The 24119-nt window shown below is 50.5% G+C and carries 24 protein-coding genes; 10 read left to right on the forward strand and 14 right to left on the reverse strand.

The window, feature by feature from the left end:
* Positions 1-260 precede the first annotated feature (260 nt).
* From CRN96_RS09620 to CRN96_RS09635, 4 genes are all read right to left on the reverse strand, one after another.
* Complete coding sequence (locus tag CRN96_RS09620; RefSeq protein ID WP_245844621.1) at positions 261-818, reverse strand: superoxide dismutase family protein; 558 nt, start codon at positions 816-818, stop codon at positions 261-263.
* A 107-nt stretch (positions 819-925) separates the two neighbouring features.
* Complete coding sequence (locus CRN96_RS09625; protein ID WP_097042006.1) at positions 926-2107, reverse strand: putative glycoside hydrolase; 1182 nt, start codon at positions 2105-2107, stop codon at positions 926-928.
* A 2-nt stretch (positions 2108-2109) separates the two neighbouring features.
* The gene (locus CRN96_RS09630) at positions 2110-2961 is read right to left on the reverse strand and encodes a polysaccharide deacetylase family protein (protein ID WP_245844625.1); all 852 of its coding nucleotides are present in this window, start codon (positions 2959-2961) and stop codon (positions 2110-2112) included.
* The gene (locus CRN96_RS09635; protein ID WP_179647168.1) at positions 2958-3572 is read right to left on the reverse strand and encodes a YkyA family protein; all 615 of its coding nucleotides are present in this window, start codon (positions 3570-3572) and stop codon (positions 2958-2960) included. The genes CRN96_RS09630 and CRN96_RS09635 overlap by 4 nt, the downstream gene beginning before the upstream one ends.
* Before the next feature lie 186 nt (positions 3573-3758).
* Between CRN96_RS09635 and CRN96_RS09640 the strand changes: the two genes are divergently transcribed.
* The gene (locus CRN96_RS09640) at positions 3759-4493 is read left to right on the forward strand and encodes a YqjF family protein (RefSeq protein WP_179647169.1); all 735 of its coding nucleotides are present in this window, start codon (positions 3759-3761) and stop codon (positions 4491-4493) included.
* 7 nt (positions 4494-4500) lie between these two features.
* Here the strand turns inward: CRN96_RS09640 and CRN96_RS09645 are convergent, their stop codons facing one another.
* Complete coding sequence (locus CRN96_RS09645) at positions 4501-4980, reverse strand: GNAT family N-acetyltransferase (protein ID WP_218839929.1); 480 nt, start codon at positions 4978-4980, stop codon at positions 4501-4503.
* Between the two features lie 82 nt (positions 4981-5062).
* Between CRN96_RS09645 and CRN96_RS09650 the strand changes: the two genes are divergently transcribed.
* Complete coding sequence (locus CRN96_RS09650) at positions 5063-5515, forward strand: 2-thiouracil desulfurase family protein (RefSeq protein ID WP_097041600.1); 453 nt, start codon at positions 5063-5065, stop codon at positions 5513-5515.
* Positions 5516-5553: 38 nt separating this feature from the next.
* Here CRN96_RS09650 and CRN96_RS09655 read toward each other — a convergent pair whose 3' ends face one another.
* On the reverse strand, positions 5554-7236 hold the full coding sequence (locus CRN96_RS09655) for a BCCT family transporter (RefSeq protein ID WP_097041602.1): 1683 nt from the start codon (positions 7234-7236) through the stop codon (positions 5554-5556).
* Positions 7237-7517: 281 nt separating this feature from the next.
* Between CRN96_RS09655 and nadX the strand changes: the two genes are divergently transcribed.
* The 3 genes from nadX to CRN96_RS09670 all read left to right on the forward strand — a co-directional run bounded on the left by nadX (position 7518) and on the right by CRN96_RS09670 (position 9929).
* Positions 7518-8297 carry an aspartate dehydrogenase gene (gene nadX / locus CRN96_RS09660; RefSeq protein WP_097041604.1) on the forward strand — a complete coding sequence of 260 codons (780 nt, stop codon included), beginning with the start codon at positions 7518-7520 and terminating at the stop codon, positions 8295-8297.
* 269 nt (positions 8298-8566) lie between these two features.
* The gene (locus CRN96_RS09665) at positions 8567-9271 is read left to right on the forward strand and encodes a DUF5058 family protein (protein ID WP_097041606.1); all 705 of its coding nucleotides are present in this window, start codon (positions 8567-8569) and stop codon (positions 9269-9271) included.
* Positions 9272-9284: 13 nt separating this feature from the next.
* Positions 9285-9929, forward strand: a complete 645-nt coding sequence (locus CRN96_RS09670; RefSeq protein ID WP_097041608.1) for a small-conductance mechanosensitive channel — start codon at positions 9285-9287, stop codon at positions 9927-9929.
* Positions 9930-10320: 391 nt separating this feature from the next.
* Here the strand turns inward: CRN96_RS09670 and CRN96_RS09675 are convergent, their stop codons facing one another.
* A complete protein-coding gene (locus CRN96_RS09675; protein ID WP_097041610.1) occupies positions 10321-12375 on the reverse strand; it encodes a HelD family protein in 2055 nt (684 codons plus the stop codon).
* A gap of 251 nt (positions 12376-12626) precedes the next feature.
* On the opposite strand from CRN96_RS09675, the gene CRN96_RS09680 reads away from it, so the two are divergent.
* From CRN96_RS09680 to CRN96_RS09695, 4 genes are read left to right on the forward strand one after another with little or no spacing between them, the layout of a single operon-like run.
* Positions 12627-14099, forward strand: coding sequence for a PTS mannitol transporter subunit IIBC (locus CRN96_RS09680; protein ID WP_097041612.1), 1473 nt, complete (start codon positions 12627-12629; stop codon positions 14097-14099).
* A gap of 46 nt (positions 14100-14145) precedes the next feature.
* Positions 14146-16146 carry a BglG family transcription antiterminator gene (locus CRN96_RS09685; protein WP_097041614.1) on the forward strand — a complete coding sequence of 667 codons (2001 nt, stop codon included), beginning with the start codon at positions 14146-14148 and terminating at the stop codon, positions 16144-16146.
* A gap of 6 nt (positions 16147-16152) precedes the next feature.
* Positions 16153-16578: a PTS mannitol transporter subunit IIA gene (locus CRN96_RS09690; protein ID WP_097041616.1), complete on the forward strand. Its 426-nt coding sequence runs from the start codon at positions 16153-16155 to the stop codon at positions 16576-16578.
* 1 nt (position 16579) lies between these two features.
* Positions 16580-17680, forward strand: a complete 1101-nt coding sequence (locus tag CRN96_RS09695; protein WP_097041618.1) for a mannitol-1-phosphate 5-dehydrogenase — start codon at positions 16580-16582, stop codon at positions 17678-17680.
* A gap of 69 nt (positions 17681-17749) precedes the next feature.
* On the opposite strand, the gene CRN96_RS09700 is transcribed toward CRN96_RS09695, so the two are convergent.
* The 6 genes from CRN96_RS09700 to CRN96_RS09725 all read right to left on the reverse strand — a co-directional run bounded on the left by CRN96_RS09700 (position 17750) and on the right by CRN96_RS09725 (position 22178).
* Positions 17750-18274 (reverse strand): TlpA family protein disulfide reductase, encoded by a 525-nt coding sequence (locus tag CRN96_RS09700; RefSeq protein ID WP_097041620.1) that lies wholly within the window; start codon positions 18272-18274, stop codon positions 17750-17752.
* The gene (locus tag CRN96_RS09705) at positions 18271-18918 is read right to left on the reverse strand and encodes a hypothetical protein (protein WP_097041622.1); all 648 of its coding nucleotides are present in this window, start codon (positions 18916-18918) and stop codon (positions 18271-18273) included. The genes CRN96_RS09700 and CRN96_RS09705 overlap by 4 nt, the downstream gene beginning before the upstream one ends.
* 98 nt (positions 18919-19016) lie before the next feature.
* Positions 19017-20549, reverse strand: a complete 1533-nt coding sequence (locus tag CRN96_RS09710; protein ID WP_097041624.1) for a BCCT family transporter — start codon at positions 20547-20549, stop codon at positions 19017-19019.
* 141 nt (positions 20550-20690) lie between these two features.
* Positions 20691-21197, reverse strand: coding sequence for an O-acetyl-ADP-ribose deacetylase (locus tag CRN96_RS09715; RefSeq protein WP_097041626.1), 507 nt, complete (start codon positions 21195-21197; stop codon positions 20691-20693).
* A gap of 102 nt (positions 21198-21299) precedes the next feature.
* Complete coding sequence (locus CRN96_RS09720; RefSeq protein WP_097041628.1) at positions 21300-21659, reverse strand: hypothetical protein; 360 nt, start codon at positions 21657-21659, stop codon at positions 21300-21302.
* A 3-nt stretch (positions 21660-21662) separates the two neighbouring features.
* Positions 21663-22178: an ADP-ribosyltransferase gene (locus tag CRN96_RS09725; protein WP_179647170.1), complete on the reverse strand. Its 516-nt coding sequence runs from the start codon at positions 22176-22178 to the stop codon at positions 21663-21665.
* Positions 22179-22352: 174 nt separating this feature from the next.
* On the opposite strand from CRN96_RS09725, the gene CRN96_RS09730 reads away from it, so the two are divergent.
* Complete coding sequence (locus CRN96_RS09730; protein ID WP_097041632.1) at positions 22353-22904, forward strand: NADPH-dependent FMN reductase; 552 nt, start codon at positions 22353-22355, stop codon at positions 22902-22904.
* A gap of 30 nt (positions 22905-22934) precedes the next feature.
* On the opposite strand, the gene CRN96_RS09735 is transcribed toward CRN96_RS09730, so the two are convergent.
* Positions 22935-24104 (reverse strand): serine hydrolase domain-containing protein, encoded by a 1170-nt coding sequence (locus CRN96_RS09735; protein ID WP_097041634.1) that lies wholly within the window; start codon positions 24102-24104, stop codon positions 22935-22937.
* Positions 24105-24119 lie beyond the last annotated feature (15 nt).

Below are 24119 nucleotides of genomic sequence, written 5' to 3' on the forward strand. Positions count from 1 at the left end.
TCTCTCCAATCAATGTGTGTTGTGGTAACTACATTGTACTACAGAGAAATGACTTGGCTCATTTTTCTTTATTACACAATTATATGGACATAATCAAACCGCACACCCAGTGAGCGATGGAGGGCTTCTATCGCTCAAACCACACACTCAGTGAGCGATGGAGGGCTCTATCGCTCAAACCGCACACCCAGTGAGCGATGGGATTTTATTCATCAAAAAAAGCAGAACCCCTGACGGGGATTCTGCTCTGCATCAATATATTACTCCTGTGGTTCACTGATCACACCGCAGGCCACCGGGTCTCCGGCATCGCCTGACGGCTGGGATACATAGTCATCAGCATCCGAATGGATGATTAAAGATGTACCGCTGTCGGTCATCAGGGAAGTCTCCACTTCCTCATCCAGGATCGTCACATTTTCAGCCGGGACTTCGGTCGACACCGTGCCTTCCTCAGCCACTTCTATGTTTTCAAGATCTCCGGCATGCGGGCCGTCCTCATGGTCGAAACCGTGGGAGGCATCCGTTGGATTGAAATGGCTTCCGGCTGTCTCGAAGGTCGGTCCTTCGCACATTCCTGCATCATGTATATGCATGCCGTGTTCGCCGGGTTCCAGCCCTTCAGCTTCAAGCGCAATCGTCAGGCCATTTTCCGACTCGGACAATACCGCCGTACCGATCGGCTCTTCCTCAGTGTCGTACATCGTCACTTCGATTTCCTCCGAAGGCGCCTCTGCCGCGCCGTCGCCGTTCCCATTTTCCTCGGCACCCCCGCCGGATTCTTCATCCGCACCGCAGGCCGCCAGTACAAAAACCATCATAAACAATGGAATAAACGCCCATCGCTTCATTAAAACATCCCTCCTTACTTTTACTGGGTCTGTTCCCTGTTCAGAGTGGAATGAAACGGGTTCTCTTTAAAACATTATTCCAAATCGTAGTTGGCACCTCTCGAATACTGGTTGGATGCATCCCAGAGCAGAAATTCATCTATGCCGTTGTCTTTCAGAGCCTGGATCTGTGCTTCGACTTCATCTGCGCCATACTCCAGATAGTTCCCTGCACCGAGGTATGAGGCGGTGAAGTCCTGCAGCCAGGGCCGGCTGATCGGCGGGTCGTCCAGTTCTGCAAGCACTGCGTTTTCTTCCTGGGCGTATTGATTGATCACTTCATATGGTTCGGTATCCGGTGCATCGATGCCGAATAATCCCGGCCCCCAGTGGCTTGGATAGATCATTGAAGAAATGACATCCACTTCTTCTGAAATACGGCTGAAGTCCTGTCCGATACCTTCAGCCGCACCATGCGTTGCGGAATACCCGAATATGTCGACGGATACATCCACACCGTAAGGCTGCAGTTCATCATATGCGTATTCAACGAAGTCGGTCACTGCATCGACCCTCCGTTCACCGGCTTCCCTGTCGTCGTCATACTCCCCGAGGTCATAATCGAGGGACTCCCCGTAAAACTCGAACCCTTCCGGGAATCTGACATAGTCGAACTGGATTTCCTTGAAGCCGAGCTTCGCCGCTTCCACCGCGATATCAACGTTGTAGTCCCACACTTCCTTCAGGAAGGGATTGACGAAGTTTTCACCGCGCCCGTTCGCCCACACCGATCCGTCGGCGTTCTGGAAGGACAATTCAGGTGCCTCTGCAGCAAGCCTCGAATCCTTGAATACGACGATGCGTGCAATCGGATAAATCTGATTCTCTTCCAACTGCGCCATCAGTGTCTCGGGATCAACGTATGAATGCATGTTATCGACTGCGACTTCATTTTCAATCGGCAGCTCCATCATGATATCGCCCATGTCCTCTTTCACATCGATGACCATCGAGTTCAGTCCGGAAGTGCTCACGTAGTCGACCAGCTCGTTCATCGGCTGTTCGCTTCCGGCAATGTAGCCTGAGACGAATATGCCCCTCACACCCTCTTCCGGATAAGCTATTTCAACACCGCTGTCATAGGTGAAGTGTGACGGCATCTCTTCCGGCGCACTTAAAATCGGCGCTTCTTCGATGTCCAGCACCTCAGCATCCGCCTTCCCCGCAGTCACAGCGGAAATGACAGCAAACAGCATGACCGCCATTAATGATTTCATCTTCATTCCGAATCCTCCGTTTCCATGCTCTCGATATTTTCAGGGTCCACGATTTCATACCCCTGCGCTTCAAGCCCTTCTACGATGTCCGGTAATGCCTCGGCAGTCCATTCCCTGTCATGCATGAGCAGGTTTGCACCATTCTGCAGCAGCTCCGTATTGACCATGATGTCCGTCAATGCCTCAGGGTCCTGATAATCCGCCTCCCAGTCATAACCGTAAGTCCAGTTCATCAGTGTCATGCCCTCTTCTTCAGCGATGCTTACCGATTCGTCGGTGTTGATGCCGAACGGCGCCCTGAAGAATCTCGGACGTTCACCGGTGATTTCCTCGATCAGGTCACTCGTGCCGGTGATCTCTTCCCTCGTCTCCTCAGGTGTGATCTGATTCAGATATGGATGTGTCGTGGTGTGGTTGCCGATTTCAAAGCCCATCTCATGGATTTCTTCGAGCGCTTCCCGGCCCGCTTCGTCCTGGATGAACATGCCGTTTACGAAAAATATCGCACCGGCATTCATTTCACTCAATGTTTCCGCCATTCCGACCGCCTGTCCGTCCGGCGCATCATCGATCGTGATCAATGCGACTTCAGGATCCGCGTCATCAATCGGCACGATCTGGAATGTTTCCGGATGCACTTCATAAGAGAACTCAGGTTCTGTCTCTTCGGCTGCTTCCGTTTCGTCAGCTGTGCTTCCTTCAGAAACTTCCTCTTCCCCGGCCGCTTCGCCTTCGGACTCTTCGGCAGTCTGCTCTTCAGGCGCCTCCGCCTGCTCCGCATCCTCTTCACCGCCGGCACCCCCGCAGGCTGCAAGCAGCAGGACGAACATCAGCATGAATATATGTTTCATCATGATTCATCCTCCCTGCTCAGGAGTTCAAATGCATGATTTTTATTTTCCTCCAGATTCGTGAGGGATTCATTCAGGGAGCGGTAATGCTCATCGAGTGATTCATGCTGTTCGTTCACCGTCTCAAGGCCTTCGTTGAAATCCTCATAATCTGCTGATGACTCCCCGAGCGAATTGTAGTAACTGCGCTCCGCATCCAATACTTCTTCATACTGGGGGATGAACGATTCCATCGTCCCATTGATCGACCCGAGGTTCTCCGAGATTGATGAGACGGTCTCTTCGATCTCCGCCTCGTCTTCCTGGAAAGTGATCTCCTGCAGTTCCTGATTGACCGATTCATGGGTTGAGGTGGTTTCCCTCAGATTTTCCAGGATGGCGCTCCTTTCATCCACATTCGTGAACACTTCTGCGGAGGAGTCGGCGAAATTCGACAAATCTTCTCCTTCAAGCGATGTTTCAAAGTCCTCCTGAAGCTGATCTTCATAGTTGATGAGTGTTTGCAAGTCCTGTTGTATTGATGATTCTTCAAGTGTTTCCATCTGATCTTCCACCTCGGCGGAGGCGTTGCCGCATCCACCCATCACTAAAGCCACACCTGATAATAAAAACATTTTTTGCAATCCTTGTCTCATACATATCTCCTTAAATTTGGTTTAGAGCCATTATAACAACATTATATGGAAAAGGTATGTATAATCCCGCTTTTTTTGCAGAAATTGGGGGAAAAGGGAATACACTGTACGTTTAATCCGCTCCCCTGCGGGCTACTGTACAATAAAGATCGGAGGGTGAATGAAATGAATGAACTGTTGAATTATACCGATCACAGGACCGCACCCCTGCCGTCCGGCCCGTGGATGATGTTCCAGAAATGGGAAGAGGTGGTGACCATGCACATCCCCGTCGATCCGGAAGAATTGGCCCGCCATGTGCCCGATGAGCTTGAGCTGGATTTATATGAAGGCCAAGCATGGGTTTCAATATTCCCGTTCAATGTAAAGGACCTGAGGTTCAGGAATATACCGAGATTCCCGTATTTCCATAAATTCCTGGAATTGAATACGAGGACCTACGTGAAACATAAAGGCATACCCGGCGTTTATTTCTTCAGCCTGGATGCCGAAAAAATCATCCCGGTGCTCGGTGCCCGGACGGCGACACTCCCTTATTACAAGGCGAAGATGAAGCGGGAGAGGAAAAACGGATGGACACACTTCTACAGCAGGCGCCAGCACGACGCGGAAGCATGGTTCGACGGCAGGTATAAGGTGCTGTCCAGCGCCGCACCGTCCGAGGAAGGCACGCTCGATCACTGGCTATTTGAGCGCTACAGGCTGTATAAGACGCTCGGGGGGAAGGTGATGCATATCGGCATCCACCATCTGAAATGGAAACTTGCCGACGTTTCCATCGACTATGATCCCGACGCCGTCAACTCGCTTTTGCCAGGGGATATGACCGGCACACCCGTCATCGCCCACTATTCTCCCGGACTGGATGTTCTTTTCTGGCCGCCGTACAAGTCCGAGTGATGCAGGCTCACCCTAACTCTCTTCTCATGATGATCTGCCGGCCGACCGGCCCTTCAAAGCTCCGGCCGGTGTCTTTGAATCCGGCCTTTTCATATACATGCTGCGCCGCTTTGTTTCTTACATTGACGCCGAGGACCACTTCATCCACACTGTCATAATGTTCTTTCACAAAAGCATCGAGCTTCTCGAATGATCCGGCGGCGATGCCCCGGCCCTGCTTCCGGGAATCGACGGAGTAGCTGAACATCACGAGCGCATCCGGGTTGTCGCTGTATTCCTTTACAACACTGCCGCTCTGTAAAATGAAGACCCCGGCGACCCCGCCCTGTATCATCAGAACCATCCGGCGACGGGGATCATGCAGGCAGCTTTCGAGCACATCCAGCGGCCGGGCGGAAAAATAGACATCCTCCTCGTTCAGTACATACTGCTTTAAATCATCGTAGTAGGAATCATCATAGAACTTCAGCTTCACTTCTTCTGTCATAACCATCACCTGTCTGTCGGAATTTCATTCATTGTTCATGATACTATATCCATAATCACTTTTATAACCGGGAGGGATTCAGATGATACTGGTCAGTGCATGCCTCATCGGCGAAAATGTACGTTACGACGGCAACAACAGTCTAAATGAGAAAATCAGGCGCCTGATGGACGCGGGTGAGGCGCTGCCCGTCTGCCCGGAAGTTTTCGGCGGCCTTCCGACACCGAGGCATCCGGCGGAGATCCAGGGCGGGGACGGGCATGATGTGCTGGAGGGCAGGGCCAGGGTCGTCGATACCGCCGGTACAGACGTCACCGCACACTTTTTAAAAGGTGCACACGATACACTTGAAATTTTCAGGCAATACGAGCCCACAATGGTCGTCCTGAAGGAAAACAGCCCGTCGTGCGGCAGCGCGGCCATTTACGACGGCACCTTCAGCGGCAATAAAATCCCGGGCACCGGAGTGACGACGGCCCTTTTGGAGAAGCACGGCATCAAGGTCATATCGGAAAAAGAGTTCGAGGCATTATAAAAAGCGGCTGTCCATCAGGACAGCCGCTTAAATTATGATCATTCATCTTTTTTTGTTTCCTTGGTTGTTTCCGTATCTTCATCTTTGCCCACTTCTTCACCCTCAGGAATTTCTTTGAATTCTTCAGGCAGTGTCTTCTCGAACTCTTCGATTTTTTCTTCCAGCTCTTTCTTGGTCTCTTCTTCGTAGCCTGGTTCATAGAGCAGGTGCCTTCTTTCAAGTTCGATGATGTGATATTCGTTGCGCAGCGCCTTATACAAGGATATCGCCAGCAGCACCACTATGAAAGTGAATGGGAATGCCGCAATCAGCATCGCCATCTCAAGGGCATTCAGGCCGCCTGAGAATAACAGCACCATTGCGGTACCGGCAAGGATTGCACCCCATGTAAGCTTCACCTGGAGCGGCGGGTTCAATGAACCGCCGGTCGTCAGCATGCCGAGCACGAATGTACCACTGTCGGCGGATGTGACGAAGAATGATGCAATCAGCAGTATCGCGATTCCCATGATGATCGGTGCGGCAGGATAGTTCTCAAGGAAGGCGAAGAGTGCGACTTCATTCCCCTGGTCCACCATCAGGCTGTATAGTCCGCCGTTCAGGATACCGTCTGTTTCGATGCCTGCGACACCGAAGACCGCAAACCAGAGGGCACTGAACAGTACAGGTACACCCATCACCCCGAGGATGAATTCACGGATTGTACGTCCGCGGGATACACGCGCGATGAAGCTGCCGACGAAAGCCGCCCAGCCGATCCACCATGCCCAGTAGAACAGTGTCCAGTCATTCAGGAATCCGCGGTCACCCTCGAATGCATTCATACCGAGCGTCATGCTCGGAAGGTTCTGCACATAGTTACCGAGGTTCGTCATGAACGCCTCGATCATCTTCACGGAAGAACCGAATACGAATACGAAGAGCATGAGCGCAATCGCCATGATGACGTTACCGATGCTCAAGTAACGGATCCCTTTATTCAGACCAGTCGCAGCCGATACCACGAATCCGAGCGTGATCAGGATGACGACGATCATCTGTGTAATGATGTTGTTTTCTATGAAGTCGAAACTGTAGCTGAGTCCTGCTGAAACCTGTGTTGCACCAAGACCCAGGGACGTCGCGATACCGAATATCGTACCGAATACCGCAAGCACGTCCACACTCTTGCCCATCCAGCCGTTCGCCCTGTCACCGATCAGCGGGACAAGCGACGAACTCATGAGCAGAGGCGCCTTATGTCTGAAGTTGAAGTATGCCAGTGCCAGTCCGACGACTGCATACACGGCCCAAGGATGAAGGCCCCAGTGGAATAATGTATACTGCAGCGCTTCCTGCTGGGCGGCAACCAATTCACCTTCGACCGTCGGCGGATTATAGTAATGGGTCAGCGGTTCGGTGACGCCGAAGAACACAAGACCCACGCCCATACCTGCCGTGAACAGGAATGAAAACCATGTGAATGCTCTGTACTGCGGCTTTTCATCCTGCCTGCCGAGCCTGATCTTACCGTACGGGCTGATGATCAAGAACAATGCAAACAGTACAAAACCGGTCATCGCGAGCATATATACCCATCCGAACGTATTGGATATGAAGTCATTCACGTAACCGAGTATCGTTTCAAGGTTACCCGGGAAGAATACACCCCATAATATAAATACAAACGCTATCGCCAGAGAGATATAAAAGACTGAAGTGACCTTTGACTTACTATTCATTCATAAACCCTCCTAAAATTTTATGCCGTCCACTGATGTAGATGAAGACAGACTTTGCGGCCCGGGACAAAAAAAGGCCTTTATAGTAAAAGCTTACCCTAAAAGCCCCCCCATAATCCAGAATCCCGGGCTTTCTGTTCATCTATCAGCCGGCACTTTCCGCATCAAACCTAACCATGGTAACATGTCCATTCCCAAAATAAAACACCCCGGCCGATTTTTATTGTCACCGACAGCCTTTACATCTACACTGATATCAACAGACGATACGGAGGGATATCATGAATATAGGTTTAATCGGATCCGGTGCAATCGCCCGGTATCTGCTTGAAAAAATCAATAAGGAGAAGCATCCAGCGCTCGCCATTAAATGTATTCTGGTCAGGAACAGGGAGAAGTACCAGCATCTCGAGGCGAAATACGGCGTCACTCTCCATACGGACCGGGAGGCGTTCCTCGCGTCGGATATCGATATGGTCGTTGAAGCGGCGAATGTCGAGACGGTGCGCACCCTGCTTCCGGAAGTGATCCAAAAGAAAGACACGATGCTGATCAGTGTCGGCGCCCTGGTCGATGAGGACCTTCTTGAGGAAGCCGGCCGCCTTGCAGAGGCACATGGAAATAAGCTACATCTGCCGTCCGGCGCAATAGGCGGCCTCGACCTGATCCAGAACGCGAAGGCATTCGGCAACCTTGAACATGTGGAACTGATCACGCGCAAGCCCGCACATTCATTGACGGATGAAGTGCTTACGGAGGAAAAGACCGTCTTCCGCGGCAAAGCATATGAAGCCATTGAAAAATTCCCGAAGAACATGAACGTCTCGATCATCCTGTCACTCGCGGGACTCGGCATCCGGGAGACGGATGTCCGGCTGATCGCCGACCCCGGGATCGATAAGAACATCCATCAAATCAAACTGTCCGGCGGCTTCGGGGAAGCGGAACTCACCATCAAAAATGACCCGCTCCCTGAAAACCCGAAGACCAGTGCCCTCGCAGCACTCAGCATCATCGGGACACTTGAGCGCATCGAGGAAAACATCAAATATGGAAGTTGATTTAAATGTGGAGATCCGAGAGGATTTCCACGTTTTATTTTCCCCGGAATTGTAATCTGAATTTTCAGTTGCCGTGGCATTTCAATATTGGTACAATATACCTTCGGGATAAGGTCCGGCCGGGACTCGGGGCGTCCATGCGCCGAAGAATGTAACCGCTCCAACGTCACCCTTCTGAACTTTGGAAGCGTTTTTGATGAGGCGGATTGCAGGTGCACTGACCGGCCTTATCACGGTGTAGTCTATAAAAAAAGAAAGAGGTTATACATATGACAGGCATGGAATTTGCAAATCATCCAGTCGTCTGGATATTCGCTTCGGCGATCATCGTCGTCGTGATGTTCCAGGCATTCAAGTTTCTCTCGATGTCGAGGAAGCGGGCAAAAGAGATCGGTCTCACGGATGAAGAGATCAACCGGTCCATAAAAACAGGTGCCATCACGGCAATCGGCCCTTCAATCGGTATCATCATCGTGGCGGTCTCCCTCATTTCACTGATCGGAAACCCGCTGACCCTGATGCGTATCGGTGTCATCGGTTCTGCACCGATTGAAAGTGTCGGTGCCCAGCTCTCTGCAGAAGCTGCGGGCGTACAGCTCGGCGGCATTGATTTCACTCCGGAGATCTTCTCGCTCGTCGTCTGGGTGCTTTGTATCGGCGGCGCGGGCTGGATGATCTTCACAGTGATCGCGACACCATCGCTGAATAAGATCCAGGAAAAATTGAGCCGTAAACCGAAAGGCAAACACATCCTCGGCATCGTGGCCAGCGGGGCCATGATCGCCATATTCGGCTCACTGCTGTCGAATGAATTTTTAAACGGCGCCACCTACATATTTGCCGGTGTAGTCGCCATGATCGTCTCGTTCGTCATCAATACAACCGCAAATAAAAGGAATATCGGCTGGCTGAAAGAATGGTCACTCGGCTTTTCAATACTCGCCAGTCTGATCGCCGTATATTTTATAGTATAGGAGGTATTCAACAATGGATAGTTATGCTAAATCAACGCACTTTTGGGGACGCCTGACACTCAGTTTAGGAATATTGATTTCATTTGCGCTGCCCCTGTATATTTCATTCGTCATGGGATACCATCCCGGTTTCCCACTTATATTGAACGCATTTTTCGCCTATGCCGCAGTCGTCGGTGTCGTCTGGTTCCTTGAACCGATCATGTACTACCCGGTGCTCGGATCCGCAGGTACATACATCGCCTTCTTTACGGGGAACATTTCAAATATGTGCCTCCCTGCGGTCGCAGCATGCCAGGACGCAGTCGGTGTCGAGCCGAGTTCTGAGAAAGGCGAAGTCGTCGCCACACTCGGCATCAGTGCCGCTTCAATAGTGAACAAGCTGATACTTGTGCCCGTGATACTTGCCGGGCTCTGGATCCTGACCGTCATACCGGAAGATATCCAGCAGATCTTCCCGTATGTGCTTCCGGCCATCTTCGGGGCGGTATTCGTGCAATTCGCCGGCAGGCTGCCGTGGTACGGGGTCCTTGCCCTCGGCATCGGCTTCCTCGTCAATGCCTCCCCGGTGCCTTTATTCGCGAAAAACTTACTCTGTGTGCTGCTCGTCGTAGGCATCATGCTCCTGATCGACAGACGCAAAGAGACAGCTGCCTGATTTTTATATAATCTTGAAATAATAAAAAGGGGGACTCCATATGGAGTCCCCCTTAAGCATGCCGGAAGATTGAAGTGCGGTGTAATGTGCAGATAGAGTCTGAAATCAGGCTATCTAAACACTCAGAGGTCGTTACTGTTCAGATAGACGCAGAAATCAGGCTAACTAAACACTTGAAGGCCGTTACTGTTTAGATAGACGCAGAAATCAGGCTAACTAAACACCTGGAGGTCCTTACTGTTCAGATAGACCCGGAAATCAGGCTAACTGCACACCTGGAGGTCCTTACTGTTTAGATAGACCCGGAAATCAGGCTATCTAAACACTTGGAGACCGTTACTGTTCAGATAGACACAGAAATCGGGCTAACTGCACACCCGCAGGCCCACACTCAGTCCAGCAGATACAGATTCCTCGTCGCACGGGATGCGAGGACGTATTTGACGAGGGGAAGGTCGTCATAAAATGACGATTCCGTGATGATGACGGTATTGTACTCGAAGCCTTTCGATAAATAATAAGGCAGGACGAGATAATCCTGGTTATAGATCGTGTCGACTTCCTGCAGGTTCTTAAGCCCCGGGATGTCATTTTTCAATTCATCAAAAATCCGGTCCGCCGCTTCCCGTGATGGGGTGATGATCGCCATCTGCTCCGGCATATCCTCTCTCACCATCGATCGGATATGTGCCGCTTCATCTTCGACATCAATAAACTGCACGTCCTGTCCGTCGACGGACACCGAATCGATGCCGCCGGGCACAATCGTATTCAAATAATCGTTGATCTGGTTCGTCGACCGGTAGGACTTCTGAAGCTGCATCACGTGATGGTCGTCCGCAATCAGCTCTGCGCTCCCGACCGGATGGATCTGCTGGTTCTTATCGCCGAGACTCGTGAATGTCGCGTTCCGATAATAATCCTTCATCACTGCATACTGGATGTTGGAATAATCCTGGACTTCATCAAGGATGACGTGGCGTATCTTTTTATTGCCCGCCCCGATGATATGGATGTAGAGATACAGCATTGGTGCAAGATCCTCATACTTGAAGTCGTTGCGCTTGATATGCTCTATCGTTTCACGCCGCACGGCCTTGTCCGCAATCGACCGGACATACACTTTTTCGAGCTGGACGAACCTGAACCGGCGTATTTGCGCATGAAGGGCTGCCAGCTCTTTTGTGGCCTCGTCATTGGCCATCTTCTTCAGCTCTTCCCTTTCGCCGATATACTCGGGCGATTCGTCGAGCGCCTTGAACTTCTCCGCAGTCAGCTGCTTCAGTTCCCTCCGGTATATATCCAGCAGGTCTTCATAGATTTTATGCAGGCGGCGCGGGACTGGATGGGCACCCAGATCTTCGTAGAACACCCTCTCAATCAGCTCTTTCGGGACAAGCACTTTCCCGCCGTATTTCAGATCCCGGAAATGCATCCCGTATTCACCGAGCTCCCTGATATACTGCTTCAGGTGGCTGAAGTATTCGACGGATGTCTTGTACTTGTATGCCGATGCATCCTCATGGCCCAGCCGCTGGATGTTTTCTGCAAGCGACTCGAACCTGCGTCCGTTGAAATAAATGAATTCATTCCGCATGCGGTAAAACGTCATGTTTTTAACGTTATCCTCGCCGAGTTCCGGCAGCACGTCGGACACGTAATCGTTGAACACTTCATTCGGCGACATCAGCATGATGTTCTCCGCCTTCAGACGGTCCCTGTACGTGAACATCAGATACGCGATGCGCTGCATCGCAAGCGATGTCTTACCGCTCCCCGGCGGCCCGTAGACGAGCGTATCCTGGTTGAGCGGCTGGCGGATGATGATGTTCTGTTCACTCTGGATCGTCGCTACGATATTTTTAAGCTTCGACCTGGAAGAATCCGTGATCAGCTGCTGGAGCATCTCATCACCGATATACAGGTCGCTGTCGAACATGTTCAAAAGCTTTCCGTCCTCGATCTGGAACTGGCGCCTGAGCGTGACATCGGTTTTTATTTTTGTACCGTCGGGAATCTTGTAGGTCAATTCACCGACGCGGTTCTCATAGAATAAACTCGCGATCGGCGTACGCCAGTCGTAGATCAGGATGTTGTGCTCATTATCCTGGATGGTCGCACCGCCGATATATACCGGCTCACCGTCCACGACCAGTTTGCCGAAGTACGGCTTATGCATCAGACGCTCAGTCGTCTCCCGCATATCTTCTATATAATTGAACTTCATTTCAGTCATGCGCATTTCCGGCACCATCGAAATGAAGTCCATGACGTTGCCGTCTTCAAAATCGAATGTATTGGACACATCGTCATTCAGTGCTTTCCGCGTTTCGAGAATATCACCGGAAGTCATGTCCAGCTGTTTCGAAAGGCTCGCATTATATGCTTTCAGGAAATTCACCGTGAAGTCAAGATGCCCCGCTTCATGTTCAAATTCATTCCCCATCAGACCACTCCTCTTTTTAAATGCATTGCTTATAATACAACGATTACGGGAGAAAAAGTAGTCTTATGTTTGCATGACCCGTATGGTATACTGGAATTGTTAAATGCAGGGAGCGGCTCCGGAAGGGGTCCGCTCCTTTTGTTTTTGTCACAGACTTTGTGACAAAGCCGGTGCGGGATTTGATTGTTTACGCGGACGATTCACCTTAAAATTGAATTAACATTAATCATCAATCTGAAAGGGTGACGCATATGGCAGAAGAAACAGCCCGCAAAAGCGGCATTCAACGTAAAGCGCAGGCATTCGGATCATTCCTGAGCAGCATGATCATGCCGAATATCGCAGCATTCATCGCCTGGGGTCTGATCACGGCATTATTCATCGAAGCCGGATTTTTCCCGAACGAGAACATCGCCGGCATGGTCGATCCGATGATCATCTACCTTTTACCGCTCCTCATCGCATTCACTGGCGGACGTCTCGTCCATGATATGCGCGGGGGCGTCGTCGGTGCGACGGCGACGATGGGCATCATCGCAGCAGCAGATTCGCCGATGCTCCTCGGGGCCATGATCATGGGTCCGCTCGGCGGTTATCTAATGAAGAAAGTCGATGAGTTCCTGATTCCGAGGACAAAGCAGGGGCTTGAGATGCTGGTGAACAACTTCTCGGCCGGCATACTCGCATTCCTGCTTGCCCTGCTCGGCATGTACGGCCTCGGTCCGCTTGTACTCGGACTGACGGAACTGCTTGGACAGGGCGTCGATCTGATCATCGGCTGGGGTGTACTGCCGCTGGTCAGCATATTCATAGAACCGGCGAAAGTCCTGTTCCTGAACAACGCGATCAACCACGGTGTGCTGACACCGCTCGCAACAATCGAAGCTTCAGAGATGGGCCGATCCATCCTGTTCACGCTTGAATCCAACCCGGGACCGGGCTTCGGTGTACTGCTCGCCTACATGTTCTTCGGCAAAGGCACGGCACGCGCAACAGCACCGGGAGCGGCATTCATCCAGTTCATCGGCGGTATCCATGAGATTTACTTCCCGTACATCCTGATGAAGCCGATGCTCCTGATTGCAGTGATCCTCGGCGGCGCATCCGGCATACTGACCTACAGCCTGCTCGGATTCGGCCTGGCAGCGCCGCCGGCACCCGGCAGCATCATCGCCTACGTGCTGACGACACCGGGCGGGGAATACATCCAGATGATTGCAGGTGTGGCCATCGCGACAGCCGTCTCATTCACGGTTTCCGCATTCATACTGAGGTATACGAAGCAGCCCGAAGGTGACCTGACGCAGGCCACTGCACAGATGGAAGCTCAGAAAGGCAAAAAATCCTCCGTTGCAGGCACGCTCGCCGCCGACGGGGACTCAGAAGCGATGAAGGCACTGAAAGAAGAGAGCACCGATGTAGATTCCAGCATCAATTATGCGAACGTCGACAAAATCGTCTTTGCATGCGACGCCGGAATGGGCTCGAGTGCGATGGGTGCAGGCATGCTGAAGAACAAGTTCAAGAAAGCAGGCCTCGACATCGATGTCACGAACTCTGCCATCAACCAGCTGAAAGGTGATGAAGACATCATCATCACGCAGAAGACGCTGACCGAACGAGCCGAGAATAAAGTGCCCGATGCCCATCATATTTCGGTCGACAACTTTCTGAACAGCCCGAAATACGACGAATTGCTTGAAGAATTGAAAAAACATCAATAAACTGGATTTAAATCAACAGAATAAATGAATCCGGGAGGGCGTCATTATGATCAGTTCAAGGGAAAAGAAAATCATCACTGAACTCATATATCATAATGGCTCCTTTTTATTGATCAATGAAATTGCATCGAAGCTCGGCGTCTCCTCACGCACCGTCCACCGTGAACTCATCAATGTGAGGGAAACGCTCGATGCATTGAATATCGCGCTCGAAAGCGAATACAGACGCGGCATCCGCATCGACATCACGCCCCTGGAGCGGGATGGGCTCACGCGCTACATCACTGAGAACTCCGCAAAGGATTTGAGCGCGGAGGAGAAGCAGGTGGCACTGATCTACAACCTGATGATCCGGCCGGACGGCACGAAGAAGAGTGCCCTCGCTTTTGAGCTCGGCGCAAGTGAACACGCACTGGATGAGCTGATCAACGACTTGAACCAAGACCTCTCCCTGTACGGCCTTTCGATCACAAAGGACCGGCAGAAAGGCGTCCGTCTGAATGGCGACACTTTGAACAAGCAGAACTTCCTCACCAACATGATGGTCGATGAACTGAATTCCAACAGCATCTACTCGGTCATCGAGAACAACTTCGTGTTCAGTTCCCTCATCAACGATAAACTGCTCGGCGTCCTTGAAGTCGACCATATCTTCAAAGTCGAGCGGCTCTTGATGGATGAACTGGTGATCCTGCCCTATCAGCTCACCGAAAACGCCTATCTGAACTTGACGCTCCATATCGTCCTCGCGATCGAGCGGACAGTCAACACCCAGGCCGTGGAAATAAACCCCACAATCAAGGAAGAGCTCGCGGATACCGAGGAATACGAAGTCTCAAAAGCGCTGACGCTGAAGACCGAAGAAGCGTTCGGCATCACATTCCCGGATGAAGAAGTTTATTTCATCACGATGCATCTCCGGGGCAGCAAAAGGAAGTCCCAGGCGGAGGCGGGCTCCGGCGAGATCGAAGTGCAGTCCGCGCAGTTCATCCGTCAGGTCAGTGAAAAGATGAACTACCCTTTTCATGCATATCCGGAGCTGCAGGAAGGTCTTATCCTCCATATCGAGCCCATGCTGCACCGCCTCGAGTCCAACATCATCACTGCAAACCCGCTGCTTGAAGTGATCAAGGACCAGTACCCTGCCCTGTTCCGGGCGAGCGGTGAGGCATTCAGGACGGTCTTCGGCATTGAAAAGGTGGATGAATCGGAAATCGGGTTTTTAACCATCCATTTCGGGGGTATCCTGAAAGCGAACCCTCCCGTTCAAATCACGACGGTATGTTCATCCGGAATCGGCACGAGCCGCATCCTTTCCAATCAGCTGCGGACGCATTTCCAGAACATCAGCATCAAACGTGAGCTGTCGATTTCCGAACTGGCGGACACGCGGCTTGGCGAGGATGAGCTCGTGCTCAGCACCGTGCCGCTCGATATCGACAATTATATACTGGTGACCCCGCTGCTCGACGACTACAGCGTGAAGAAGATTGCTGAAGCCATCCAAGAGAGCGGCACCGCGGGGAATTACACAGCCCAAAAATCACGGCAACAGGAAAATGAAGATATCGACATCGACAAGATCCTGCAGGCGACGGAGCTGTTCCATTTCAAAAAGCATATTGAGCTGGATGAAAAGATGGAGGCACCCGCTGCAGCGGGAGCGGTTCTGGCAGAGCATTCAAGTATTCAGGACATTGAACAGATTATGGACATTTTAAATGAGCGGTACAGGATGACCGGTTTCGTCATCGGGGAATCGGGCTTTTCATTCCCGCATGTCAAATCCGCATCCATCACTAAACATGAAATGCTGATCGTAAAAAATCGTGAAGGGTTCATTGATAAGAACTACCGCGGGGAACAAGTCACGGTCGACCATCAGATCATCCTGCTCGTGCCGGAGTCCACAAAGATCAACGATCTGATCAGCGACATCAGCGTGCTGTTCGGTGAATATCATGAAGATATCTCTTCACTCATCGACAGCGGAAAAATCGAAGAGACGATTAAGGACCATATCAAATACAGTTACGGAAAGGACTAATGTTTTATGATCAAAAAAGAGAACATTAAATTAAATCAGAGTGCAGCTACAAAAGAGGAGGCAGTGAAGGCAGCGGGACAGATTTTAGTGGATGCAGGGGCTGTGGAACCTGCGTACATCGATTCCATGCTTGAACGTGAATCCGTCGTATCGACGTTCATGGGCAACGGCCTGGCGATCCCCCACGGTACGGAGGGCGGCAAGTCATCAGTCAAAGAAAGTGGATTGTCACTGATCCAGATTCCGGAAGGCGTCGATTTCGACGGTAACGAGGCGAAAGTCGTGCTGGGGATCGCAGGTAAGGGGAATGAACACCTCGAACTGCTCCAGAGGATTGCGATCATCTTCTCCGAAGAGGAAAATGCAGAGAAAGTGATCAATGCATCTTCAGCCGAAGAAATCATCGAGATTTTCGAGAGCGAGGAAGATTAGGATGAAAGCAGTCCATTTCGGCGCCGGCAACATCGGCCGGGGATTCATCGGAAAGGTCCTGCATGACAACGGCTACTCCGTGACGTTCGCGGATGTCAATGCGGACATCATAGAGGCACTCAATCAGGACCAGTCCTACACTGTCCATATCGCAGAGGAAAATGGTGCATCGTATACGATCGATGATGTGGCAGGCATCAACACCGCCCAAAATCCGGGGGCGCTGAAAGAGGCGATCATGGAAGCGGACATCATCACGACGGCCGTCGGGGTCAATATCCTGCCCGTCATCGCGAACGCGATCGCACCGCATCTCGAAGCGCGCACAGCAACCGGGCGGCCGCTCAATATCATCGCATGCGAGAACGCGGTGATGGCGACGGATGCTTTAAAGGAAGCAATCCTCGACACCACCGGCAGCATCAATCCGGACGTCGTCAGCTTCCCGAACTCCGCTGTCGACCGCATCGTGCCGATGCAGACCAATGACAATATACTGGATGTCAAAGTCGAACCGTTCTTCGAATGGGTGATCGAAGAAAGCGCGTGGGCCGGGACAGACAAGCTCGAAGACGTCACTTATGTACCGGACCTCATGCCCTATATCGAAAGGAAGCTTTTCACCGTCAATACCGGCCACGCCGCCATCGCCTACTACGGCCGGACGCTCGGACTTGATACGGTGTCGGAAGCGATGGAAGATGAAAAAGTGGAATCATTTTTAAGGGACGTGCTGTCCGAAACTGCAGTCTACCTGACCGAAGTGTACGACTTCAGCCGGGCGGAGCAGGATGAATATATCGAAAAGATCATCGGCCGTTTTAAAAACGTGCACCTCTCCGATGACCTGAACAGGGTCGGACGCGGCGTACTCAGGAAGCTCGGCCCGGACGACCGCATCATCAAACCGCTCACCTGGCTTCATGAGCACGGCTTGAAACATGATGCACTGGCAAGACTTGTGTCTTTTGCACTGCAGTTTGATAACACGGAAGATCCCGAGCAGATCCGGATGAACACTCTGATAAGAGAGTCAGGCATCGCCGCTTTCCTCAAAAAACACAGCCGGCTTTCCGAAAAGCTGATCAGGGAGATCATCTGATTCAGGAAATCATATTTCCATAAATAAATCCCGCACATCCAGGGATCTGATGTGCGGGATTTTCATGTCTTAATTCAGGTTCATATACTCTCTTTTCATCGTCTCGTAATTGATGGCCCCTCTTGCGATATACCGGGTCACACCGTTTGAGTCGATCATATAGGATGTGGGATAGGCCGTCAGTTCATAGCGCGCCTCGACATCCCCTTCCTCATCCAGCAGCACCGGGAAAGTGAGCCCGAGCTCTTCCACAAAATCCTCCACCCCTGTCCGGCTGCTTTCGGAATGTGTCAGATTCACCGCGAGCACCACGGCATCCTCTTCATCATGCAGCTTCTCAAAGTCCGGCATCTCCGCCCGGCACGGCGGGCACCATGTCGCCCAGAAGTTGATGATGACAGGCTCTCCCCTGTATTCTGAAAGCTTTACTGTTTCACCTTTCAATGTCTCCACTTCAAAATCCGGTGCCGCTTCGCCTCTTGCGAGGCCGGCATCTTCTGAAACCGTTGCATCTTCTTCCGAGGTACTGAAAAATTCATAGAAAGACCAGGCCAGCATACCCGCCACTACAGCGATGATGATGTATTTCTTCATCGTCCAACCTCCTTCTTTCGATAAGCATACAGTATTGAAAGTATGAACCCCGCAGCAAGCAGGATGATGAACCATGGGTACATCGTGTAATCAAAAACTGTGGCAGTGTTGCAGAACACAGATAAGATGATCAGACCCGCAGACCACAAGAAGACGGTGATGATCAGCATACGCCGCTTTTCAATCCGGCCGTAAAGCATATACAAAATGATGAAGACGATTGCGGTCATTATAAAATGGCCGAATGCGTAAGTATTATCATAAATGATGAAATATATGAATTCATACACCATCGATGATGCTAAAAACACGATGATCAAAGCCTCCAGAAAGTGCTTTAAATCAAGAGTCCCTTTATGGTTTTTATAAATGATCATTGCGCCCGTCAGCACAATGGCCGTATAGAAGGCGGCCGAACTGCTCGGATATGCAAGCACGGCAAGCGGGTCGCTTATGAAGATGTCCAGATTCATGAGGATCTTTATTGCGAATATGAAGATGACCAGGTTGATGAACTGTGAAAACAGCTCTTCCAGCATCATTTTCTTTTCATCATAAGTGCTCATCAACATGTAGACTGTGCCGCCGAAAACGGCACTGATTGCGAGGACCGCAACCGAAATGAGGGTTTCTGTAATGACCATGGCAGTTCCTTTCAGTTCGAATTCCGCTTCCCTTATATACTATACGTTGTCAGGCAACAATAAAAGCCCTCACTCGGAGGGCTTGTAGATCAAAAGTATCAGTCCTGCTTCTTTACAAACAATCTTCTGTTGCCTTGATTCTTGTACCTCGGCCGTTCTTCATTCAGTGATATGAACAGTGACCAGGTCATCAGTATGATGACGACCGAGAAAGGCAGCGCTGCGACGATGAGCATGTTCTGGATGGACTGCACACCGCCTGTGTAGATCATGATGACCGCAAATGCAGATAATATCACGCCCCAGCTCACCTTCACAAAGCCCGCCGGATGGATATTCCCTTTCGTCGACAGCATTCCAAGGACAAACGTTGCGGAATCCGCGGATGTCACGAAGAATATGACAACGATCATCACCGTGAATAAACTCATCAGGTAGCCGAACGGATACTGTTCAAGCATGGCAAAAGTGGCCGTCTCAGTCGCATATTCCGATATCTGTGCAATACCGTTCGCCTCCAGATTGATGGCTGAAGCGCCGAACACGGTAAAGAAGATGAACATCACTAGTGAAGGGACGGCGAGCACACCGATGATGAACTCCTTGATCGTCCGCCCCCTTGAAACACGGGCGATGAAGATGCCGACGAACGGCGCCCATGAGATCCACCATGCCCAGTAGAATATCGTCCAGTCGGTGATCCAGGCCATCTGACTCTCGTCATTCATCGGGAGACGGAGGCCCATTTCAAAGAAATTCGCAATATAATTCCCTACAGAGTGTGTGAACATGTTCAGGATATACAGTGTCGGGCCTATGATGAAAAGAGCCAGTAAAATGATGCCCGCAAGCGACATATTCAAGTTGCTCAGCCGTTTGATGCCCTTGTTGATCCCCGCCCAGGCCGACCAGGTGAAGAGCACCGTGGATGCCGCAATGATCGCAAACTGGATCGGGAAGTTCGATGGGATATTGAACAGATAGCCGAGCCCTTCATTGATCTGCATCGCACCGAAACCGAGCGTTGCAGCAACTCCGGTCACCGTCGCGATGACCGCAAGGACGTCAATCATCTTACCGAAGATCCCCTGCGCCCGCTCCTCGCCGATGAGCGGCGTCAGTGTGGCACTGACCAGGCCCGGGTAGCCTTTATGGAAATTGAAGTACGCAAAAGTCAGCGCGACGATTGCATAGACGGCCCAGGCATGGATGCCCCAGTGGAAAAACGAATACTGCAGAGCTTCCTCGATCGCCTGATCCGACCCCGGCTGTGACAGAGGGGCCGAGTTGAATGCATGGCTGATCGGTTCCGCCGTCGTCCAGAATACAAGGCCGATGCCCATTCCTGCACTGAATAGCATCGCAAACCAGGAAGGCAGTGAGAATTCCGGATCCTCATCCTCCTTGCCGAGCTTGATGCTGCTGTAGCGGGAGAACAGCAGATATACGCAGATGACCAGTATGATCATGATCAGGAGCAGGTAATACCAGCTGAAGTATGTAGAAATGAATGTCGTGATGTTACCTGTGACCTGTTCCGTCTGCACCGGCATGAATGCACCGAAAGCGACGAAGATAACACAGATGGCAAGTGCCACCCAAAATACGGATGAGACCGATTTAAGTTTCATAAAAAGTGCTCCTGTTAATATTTTTTACGCCATAAATAACACGTGACGCAATTTACAGTTGTTCACTATAACTCATCCCGCCACCTTTCTCAAGGTCATTTCCTGAATAAAGAACCCCTCCCGGGCAGGAGGGGTTCATCATCATTCATTCAATGCCGCATCATATGCCGCTTTCGTCTCCTCATCAAATAATATCCATTTGATCAGCTCGAAAGCTTCCGGCTGTTCTGAAATCACTTTCCGTACTTCATCCACCGCTATGGAGGCCGCCTGGTCCACCGGGAAATGATAGACGCCGGTTGAAATGGAGGGGAATGCGATTTTTTTGATACCGTTGTCCATCGCGACTTCCAAAGACCTGCGGTAACAGCGGGCGAGAAGCGCCGCCTCCTCCGAATTGCCCCCGTTCCAAATGGGCCCGACCGTATGGATGACATGATCCACCGGTAAGTTGTATCCTCTGGATATCTTCGCATCCCCCGTCTCGCAGCCGCCGAGCTTCTTCGTTTCCTCAAGCAGTTCAGGTCCGGCTGCCCTGTGGATCGCACCGTCCACACCACCGCCGCCCATCAGGCTTTTATTGGCTGCGTTGACGATCGCCTCCACATCATTAATTTTTGTGATATCTCCAAGCTCCGTCTGAAGCATATGATCACTCCTTTAGTACAAATGTACCCGGAATCAAGGATTATAATTAATAAAATTCCCGTATGCTGATTTTAAACACACGGGAACATTTTAACTCTAATTCTACTTTTTCTTTGAGGTCTTTCGGATTGCAGTCTGTAATCTATTATTTCTGCCCCTTGTCAAAGCTCTCTTTCCTGCTTTGCGTTGAAGCCCTCTTCCCGTGCCGGCTCTTATATGAGCTGCCGTGCCCGCTGCCGAACGTGATGCATTTCCTTCCTCGATAAAGTTGTCCAGATACCTTTCCAACTCTTCTGAGGAGACATGCTTTTCATCATTTTTAGCCTTATATTTTTCAGGATACTTTTCAGCATCTTTCTTGAACCATTTCGCGTCTTCATCCCAACGTTCTTCAATGGAACTATGGGTACGATTCCTTTCACCTTTTTGAAGTGGCTTTTTTATACCTCTAAGTTTGACCATAGATCACACCACCTTTAAAATTAAATATTTAATATTTCTTTCCGCAACATACAGCTTATCTATTATCTGGTACTTGGTACCTTTATTTAGTAAAAATTCTTTTTCATCTTTAAATATTGACAAGGGTGCAATATAGGCACCGTTCACAAAGGGAGGCAGTTGAACCAAGATTATGTGCTTCGTTTCATCTTGTGAAAAATCAAGTGCTATATCCTTAAGAATTGTAGTACTTTTAAAATCTGCAAAGGAGTTTATTGTTTCATTGTTTTCCAAAAATATATACTCTTCTTCACTGACCCTTCGATACGCTGTAAAACCTGTATTGAATTTAAACTTTCTCAAACCAGAGTCGATATTATTAATCATCTTTATAATGAAAGACGGTGAACTTCCATTTATACCACTACTTCTCAATATTTGGTTCACAAGTCTGTATAAATGAACATCAGTGTAATCTATAATTGCAGTTTTTTCACAACTATTAAGACGTGGCAGCCATTTGCGCAGTGCATGTCTCATAAGGTTTTTTTCTAAAGATGCGGTCATGGTGATCTCCTTTGAGTGTTATATCTTATTATATCATTTTCATAATCATGGTGCATTTTTACTCTATCAAAAATAGACCCTGTTTAAGAATTTCCATTAGCGTCTATAGGACTAATGCAAGCAATAATATAAGAGGTGATTTTCGATATGGTAAAAGTTGCAGTTGTCGTAGGCAGTCTGCGCAAGGGATCTTATTCGAAAAAACTCGCTGAAAATATGGCATCACTCCTGCCGGAGGGTTTTGAAGCTGAGTTTGTGGATATCGGCAACCTCCCGCTGTATAACGAAGATTATGACGGCAATGAACCTCAGGAATATCTTGATTTCCGCGAGCAGATCAAAAGCAGTGATGCAGTCATGTTCGTCACCCCGGAATACAACCGGTCGGTGCCGGGCGTGCTGATGAATGCCATCGATGTGGCTTCAAGACCGTACGGCCACAGCGTATGGGACGGCAAGCCTGCACTCGTCGCGAGCCAATCCATCAGCAACTTGAGCGGATTCGGTGCAAACCACCATCTGCGCCAGTCACTGGTTTTCCTGAACATGCCGGTGCTCCAGCAGCCGGAAGTTTATATCGCGAACAGTCCGGAGCTGTTTGATGAAAACGACAAGATCAAATCTGAAGATACGGTCGCATTCCTCCAGTCCGCAATAGATGCGTTCGTGGACCATGTCAAAAAATATGTATATGTATAGATGAATAAAACCCTGGGAATCTCCAGGGTTTCATTTAATATTCCCAATCAAATCTTCAAGAAATGACATATCATCGATCGGCTGTGTGCCCATCGGTTTCGGGCGCGCAGATGAGATTGCAATGACGACTCCTTCTTTCGGGTCGATATGGATGACCTGCCCATGGATGCCCACTGCCTGGAAGGCTTTATTTTCTTTCGACCTCTCCGTCCATGCCGGCCACCACATCAGGCCGTAATTGACCGTTTCCCCATTTTCCAAAGTAACCGGCTGTCCTGCCATCTCTGTCCATCCTTCAGGCAATACCTGCCTGCCGCCTGCTTTTCCGCCCTCAAGGAAAAACTGGCCGAAGCGCGCATAATCCCTCAGCACGGCGGAAAAGCCGCTGCCGCCGATTTCATTCCCATCCGGGGAATCCAGCCACCATGCCGCTTCACTTTCCATCCCGTAGGGCTCCCATATCTTCTCATGCAGGTAATCGGACATCTTCTTACCCGTAGCACCAATGACGATTTCACCGGCCACCGTCGTCTCCCCTGTGGAATAGTTGTGGACGTGCCCGGGCTCCCCCGCACTTGGAAGACCCGCCATCACTTCAAGCAGTGCACCCGATTCCTGGGAGAGCTGGGCATTTAAAAACGCCCGGCGGTCCGATTCCGGGTCGGTATACGTCTCATCCCACTTCACGCCGGAGTTCATCCCCAAAATATGACGGACGGTCGTATTTTCGTAGGCACTGCCCTTCAACGCCGGTACATATTTCACCGTCGGATCATCAATGCTTGTAATATATCCATCTTCGATTGCCGCACCGATCAATGTCGAAGTGATCGACTTTGCGACCGACATCGACATCCAGCGCGTATCCGGCCCGTTGCCGCGGAGGTAGTTTTCATAAACCAGCCGCCCTTCCTTCAGCACTACGATCCCGGTCACCGAATTCAAAGTCAGGTAGTCGTATAAATCATAATTTTGATCAACCTTATCCGTCGTCCTGTCCTTGATTTTCGATTTGAACGGCTGGAGAGAAAGCCGTGACTGCTCGAAAGGCTGCGGGGTGGTTGAAGCGGGAATTTTACGTGTCGGGAAAAGACGCTCTATATTTCGGAAAGTATTGATTGCGAGATCAGGGAACATGTCCCCATTATAGATATTTTCAATGGTTCCGATTTTCTCAGTTGCATGCCTGTAAGGACTCATATTCATCCTCCTATC

The sequence above is a fragment of the Salinicoccus kekensis genome, from assembly GCF_900220995.1.
In the GTDB taxonomy this organism is placed as follows: domain Bacteria; phylum Bacillota; class Bacilli; order Staphylococcales; family Salinicoccaceae; genus Lacicoccus; species Lacicoccus kekensis.

Coding starts and splice junctions, on each gene's coding strand:
- CRN96_RS09735 (WP_097041634.1), bottom strand. CDS start 24,104: ATGAGTCCTTACAGGCATGCAACTGAGAAAATCGGAACCATTGAAAAT.
- CRN96_RS09690 (WP_097041616.1), top strand. CDS start 16,153: ATGATCAAAAAAGAGAACATTAAATTAAATCAGAGTGCAGCTACAAAA.
- CRN96_RS09625 (WP_097042006.1), bottom strand. CDS start 2,107: ATGAAATCATTAATGGCGGTCATGCTGTTTGCTGTCATTTCCGCTGTG.
- nadX (WP_097041604.1), top strand. CDS start 7,518: ATGAATATAGGTTTAATCGGATCCGGTGCAATCGCCCGGTATCTGCTT.
- CRN96_RS09645 (WP_218839929.1), bottom strand. CDS start 4,980: ATGACAGAAGAAGTGAAGCTGAAGTTCTATGATGATTCCTACTACGAT.
- CRN96_RS09665 (WP_097041606.1), top strand. CDS start 8,567: ATGACAGGCATGGAATTTGCAAATCATCCAGTCGTCTGGATATTCGCT.
- CRN96_RS09675 (WP_097041610.1), bottom strand. CDS start 12,375: ATGGGGAATGAATTTGAACATGAAGCGGGGCATCTTGACTTCACGGTG.
- CRN96_RS09730 (WP_097041632.1), top strand. CDS start 22,353: ATGGTAAAAGTTGCAGTTGTCGTAGGCAGTCTGCGCAAGGGATCTTAT.
- CRN96_RS09620 (WP_245844621.1), bottom strand. CDS start 818: ATGGTTTTTGTACTGGCGGCCTGCGGTGCGGATGAAGAATCCGGCGGG.
- CRN96_RS09635 (WP_179647168.1), bottom strand. CDS start 3,572: ATGTTTTTATTATCAGGTGTGGCTTTAGTGATGGGTGGATGCGGCAAC.
- CRN96_RS09710 (WP_097041624.1), bottom strand. CDS start 20,549: ATGAAACTTAAATCGGTCTCATCCGTATTTTGGGTGGCACTTGCCATC.
- CRN96_RS09640 (WP_179647169.1), top strand. CDS start 3,759: ATGAATGAACTGTTGAATTATACCGATCACAGGACCGCACCCCTGCCG.
- CRN96_RS09725 (WP_179647170.1), bottom strand. CDS start 22,178: ATGAGACATGCACTGCGCAAATGGCTGCCACGTCTTAATAGTTGTGAA.
- CRN96_RS09695 (WP_097041618.1), top strand. CDS start 16,580: ATGAAAGCAGTCCATTTCGGCGCCGGCAACATCGGCCGGGGATTCATC.
- CRN96_RS09655 (WP_097041602.1), bottom strand. CDS start 7,236: ATGAATAGTAAGTCAAAGGTCACTTCAGTCTTTTATATCTCTCTGGCG.
- CRN96_RS09685 (WP_097041614.1), top strand. CDS start 14,146: ATGATCAGTTCAAGGGAAAAGAAAATCATCACTGAACTCATATATCAT.
- CRN96_RS09705 (WP_097041622.1), bottom strand. CDS start 18,918: ATGGTCATTACAGAAACCCTCATTTCGGTTGCGGTCCTCGCAATCAGT.
- CRN96_RS09630 (WP_245844625.1), bottom strand. CDS start 2,961: ATGATGAAACATATATTCATGCTGATGTTCGTCCTGCTGCTTGCAGCC.
- CRN96_RS09650 (WP_097041600.1), top strand. CDS start 5,063: ATGATACTGGTCAGTGCATGCCTCATCGGCGAAAATGTACGTTACGAC.
- CRN96_RS09720 (WP_097041628.1), bottom strand. CDS start 21,659: ATGGTCAAACTTAGAGGTATAAAAAAGCCACTTCAAAAAGGTGAAAGG.
- CRN96_RS09715 (WP_097041626.1), bottom strand. CDS start 21,197: ATGCTTCAGACGGAGCTTGGAGATATCACAAAAATTAATGATGTGGAG.
- CRN96_RS09670 (WP_097041608.1), top strand. CDS start 9,285: ATGGATAGTTATGCTAAATCAACGCACTTTTGGGGACGCCTGACACTC.
- CRN96_RS09680 (WP_097041612.1), top strand. CDS start 12,627: ATGGCAGAAGAAACAGCCCGCAAAAGCGGCATTCAACGTAAAGCGCAG.
- CRN96_RS09700 (WP_097041620.1), bottom strand. CDS start 18,274: ATGAAGAAATACATCATCATCGCTGTAGTGGCGGGTATGCTGGCCTGG.